At 57.8% G+C, this 4,392-nt stretch carries 2 protein-coding genes; both read right to left on the reverse strand.

The annotated features are described in order from the left end of the window. Positions 1–249 precede the first annotated feature (249 nt). Entirely contained in the window at positions 250–1,698 is a 1,449-nt protein-coding gene (locus Q0Z93_RS09700; protein ID WP_298065018.1) for a UDP-N-acetylmuramoyl-L-alanyl-D-glutamate--2,6-diaminopimelate ligase, read from the reverse strand. Positions 1,699–3,261: 1,563 nt separating this feature from the next. After that, positions 3,262–3,918, reverse strand: a complete 657-nt coding sequence (locus Q0Z93_RS09705; RefSeq protein ID WP_298065021.1) for a DNA/RNA non-specific endonuclease — start codon at positions 3,916–3,918, stop codon at positions 3,262–3,264. Between the last annotated feature and the right edge of the window lie 474 nt (positions 3,919–4,392).

Here is a 4,392-nt window from a genome sequence, read left to right on the forward strand (position 1 = left end):
TCCTCGCGCTACCTCGGCATAGCCCACAAGTGGTCTCTGCCCTCGGAACGCTGCTCGGTTCCTCCTCGCCGCTCACCATAGTCCGCAAGCGGCCTCTGGATTCGCTGGCAGCGTCGGTTGTTCACAAAGAAAACGGTACCCTCAAACATAGGGTAGCAATTAAGCGATCGGTTAAAATCAGGGTCGGGGAGACCGCACTCCCGCAAGGCCGTAACCGCCCCGCCGGCATCAGCAAACATAAAAGACAGATTAAGCGAACGTCGCCCTCACCTCTTCGCGATCATCGAAATGGTGCCGAATCCCCGCAATTTCCTGATACGGTTCATGCCCCTTGCCTGCAACCAAAATCAAATCCCCCGGCCGGGCCAGCGCCGCCGCCGTGCGGATCGCCTCCCGCCGGTCAGCGATAACCAACGTCCGGGCCGATTGTTCCGCATCGAGCCCTCCCCGCATCTCGTCGAGAATTGCCTGCGGCTCCTCGAACCGCGGATTGTCCGATGTGAGGATCACCCGCGACGAACCGTCCGCCGCCACCCGCGCCATGACCGGCCGCTTGGTCGCATCACGGTTTCCCCCGCAACCCACTACCGTAATCAATTGCGCATCTTTCTTCCGCAGTTCGTTGATCGTGTCGATCACATTCTGCAATGCGTCCGGCGTATGCGCATAGTCTACGATCGCCAGCCGCCCGTCCGCCGCCCGGATCTGTTCAAAACGGCCGCTCACCGGGGTCAGTGTGCTCATCACCCGCAGCACCTCCGCCGACTTCTGCCCCAGCTCCATTGCCGCCCCGTAGATCGCCGTTAGGTTATAGGCGTTGAACCGTCCGATGAACTGCATCCATACCTCCTGCCGGTTCATCTCGATCTCCATGCCGTCCAGATGTTCCTCGACGATCCGCCCGTGGTAGTCCGCCACGTTCCGCAGAGAATAGGTGACTTTCCGGTGTGCCGGCGAATTTTGCAACATCACCTCCCCGTTTTTGTCGTCGATGTTGGTCAGTGCGAACGCCTCTTTCGGCAGTCCGGTGAAGAAAGCCTGCTTGGCCTTGATATACTCCGCAAAGGTCTTGTGGTAGTCGAGGTGGTCGTGGGTGATATTGGTGAAAATCCCGCCCGCAAAGGTCAGCTTTTCGATCCGTTTCTGGACGATGCTGTGCGAGCTGACTTCCATAAAACAGTAGTCGCATCCCGCCTCGACCATCTCTGCCATCAACCGGTTGAGTGTCAGCGGATCGGGTGTTGTGTGGGTCGATTCGATCCGTTCTTCCGCCACCCGGTATACGACGGTCGAGATCAAGCCGCATTTATGTCCGAGTGCGGTGAACAGATCGTAAAGCAAGGTGGCGACAGTGGTCTTCCCGTTGGTTCCGGTCACGCCGACCAACCGGAGTTTGTCGCTCGGATGGCCGTAGTAAGCGGCGGCCAGCACGGCCAATGCGGCAGCGCTGTCTTCGACCAGCACGTAGCTGACTGCCGGATCCAAATCTCCGGCGGGCAATGTCTCGCACACGATGGCCGAAGCTCCCTGAGCCACGGCGTCGGAAATATAGTCGTGTCCGTCCACTTTCGTACCGCGCACGGCCACGAACAGGTCTCCTTTTTCGACTTTCCTCGAGTTGAACTGGATGCACCGTATGCCCGGTCGTTGAGGTCCGGTGATCCTTGCGCCGGACAGCTCATTGAAAATATGTACCATATAAGTCCGTTAAATGCTTCCCCGCTTCGTGCACCGAATTCGCACACCGGATATTTGTCCGACGCGCATATGGAGTGTTTTCCCTTTCCCGCCGGCCGGATTCGTCGTATCGGCCGGGGTGGGCTTTTGCGAGCCTGAATGGGCTTTGCGAGGTTTTCAAAGGTACGAGATAATATCGACAAAATTAAATGCTTTTTCTCTTGCGAATGTGTCGTTCTCCGCCATGGCCGGGGCTGTCAAGGAAATTTTGTTGCGGGAAACGGTTGCCTTGCCGACCGTGCAGGAAAACCGGCTTTTGCGTCTGTCAGGCGGGTGTTTCGCACCGTGCGGAGAGGGCCGCTGGACACTCGATCCGGGTCTGTCGGAGGCGGAGTTTTTAGGGTAGAGGCTACCCCAGCGATGCGTCGCCGTCCGCCGTAGGGCCTCGTTGGGGCTTTTATTGAAGTTTGAGAGAGCTTATTTAAGCGGGGCCGCCTGACTTGACCGGAGGGCGGTTCCGTGTTTTAGGGTAGTTACGGCCCCGGATCGCGTGCCGAGCGGCACCGCCCGCCCGGCGTAAGGGCAGTACCCTCTTTGGGTAGGTTATCTTGCTGCCGGCAGGCCAATAGAACACCCGAAGGGTGCGGTTGGAGTGCCGAGCAGCACCGACACCGCGCGCGACGGCTGGAGTAGGAAATCGTTCAAAAGCAGCTTGCGCTTTTGAACCGGATTTCCGCCAGCGCGCGGGAAGTGACTTTTTCGGTATCCGACTCGGAGAGTCGGGCGCCCCGAAGCCCCCGGCTGCGGAGGGGCGCAACGCGCACAATTTGTTGCTCCTCCGCTGGCTTCGGGACGGGGTTGCGGCGTGCCCGGTTCTGCGAATCGGGTTTCTGCCAGCATGCGAGACAAAGCATGAGCGGCTTTCAGTTCTAAACGGCCGGAGCCAGTGGGGACTGCAAACGAACGCAGAGAGAAAATTGCAGGCCTCCGCCCGGGGTGGCTCCGGCCTGTCATTGAGAGATCACAGCCAAACAGGATTTTCGCCAGCGCGCGGGATAAAGCTGTTTTTGATCTGCAACCTGAAGGTCTTGCCCGCGCAGGCTTCGGGCTGAAATTGGATACTCCTGTTAGTCGTCATTCCGTGTATAGTGCGCGCCCCGAAACCACCCGACACGAACGGTGCCGCTCGGCATGTGAACCGAGAGTTTGCTCAGACAAGCCCCGCCGGCTTCGGGGCTAAATGGCAACTTATTTTTGGCGTGGAAAAATATTTCCGCGAAGCGGGCAGGCCGGAGCTTCGCCCCGCGAAAGGTGCTGCTGGGCACTCCAAGACAGTTACACCCCGGAAGCCCCAAAAGCTTTTTCAAAAAAACAGCGAACAGCACCGCACAGATAACAGAGCGCGATTATATACTTATTGTATCTTTTCCCTCTTTCAAACTCGGCACTGCGCCGAGGAGTGCCGCTCGGTACTTGAACCAGACTTGCCGGTCTCCGATCTTTTGATGTAGAAGTCACTCCTATAGAAGTCGGAACCGGTGCGAGCCGAAAAAGGGTTAATAAATAATCGCCTGACCGAGAGATTTAAAATCCCGGGATTTGCGGGAACAAATCCAGCCCCGTGAGCCGCTCCACACTGTCCACCGTTACCTCGAAATCGTCGAACCTTTTACCCTCCAGCGCCACCGCCCCGTTCGGCATCACATAAGCCACCCCCTCGAAATCATCCGCCTTGCGGAGCGCCACCGCCTTGAAAAACAAGTCAGGCACCGCCACACCGTCGCCGATAGTGCGCCAGCGGCCTGGCAGCACCGTCCCCGCCACGATATACAACGTATCGTAATCCCGGGTCAGTTCCCTCAACTTCTCTTCCAGTGTTTTCCACACCCCCCGGTTCAATTTCGGCAGCTGGGGAGCCATATTGGAATAGAGGAACGTCGCCCGGTTAGCCGGTTCGGAACACTTCCGGTCGGCCGACGGCAGCAAATGCCCCCGGTCATAGCCGCTCCCTTTGTAATCCGCCGCCCCAGCCGACGCCCAACCGTAAATCTCCAACCGCGGATCGGGCCGGAACGCATCGCTGCGGCCCGCATCGCCTGTCACATCACTGAGAGTCAGTTTATAAGCTACCCACCGCGAAACCTTGCACTCCGGCCGATAAAGGAACGTGTAGCGCCCTTCCTCGTTATAAATGGCCGTATCCTGATCGCCGAGCACCGGCAACTCAAGTCCGCCGGGCAAAGACGGCTTTTCCGTAACGGGCGGCGGCGGTTCTTCTCCGACTGGCGCGAGGTTGTGCGAACATGCGATTGCCAGGGCTGCCAGCGCCATCCAGAACAGAACCCAGCACCATACCCGGGGCGGCACGGCACCTTTGCGGCGGGGCTTCGTTCTTTTGGGATTCTTTCCTCGGTTCATGATCGCCTGCGGTTTAAGATAAATGTAGGTTTTATTGTGCGTGTTCAGTATAGAACTGTTCTCTTTGTGAACAAAGAGAACCAGAAAAACTTTTTGAGATGCTTGCGCATCTCTTGAGCCTGCCGGGTACCCTTGTTTTCGATTCGTTTGGGGTGTGAGCAATAGCGGGCACTTAGGTAAGTAACGCCTTAAGCCCGCTATTGCCACGCCCCAAAGAAAACGCAATGCAAGAGGACTGCGGAGCCTAAGGAGTAGCGCAGCTATCGGAAAGTCTTTTGGGTACCTTTTCTTCAGAAA

Source organism: uncultured Rikenella sp., assembly GCF_947628055.1.
In the GTDB taxonomy this organism is placed as follows: Bacteria; Bacteroidota; Bacteroidia; order Bacteroidales; family Rikenellaceae; genus Rikenella.

Bases quoted from the DNA above. Each gene is read 5' to 3' on its own strand.
- Q0Z93_RS09700 (WP_298065018.1), bottom strand. From the start codon at position 1,698: ATGGTACATATTTTCAATGAGCTGTCCGGCGCAAGGATCACCGGACCT.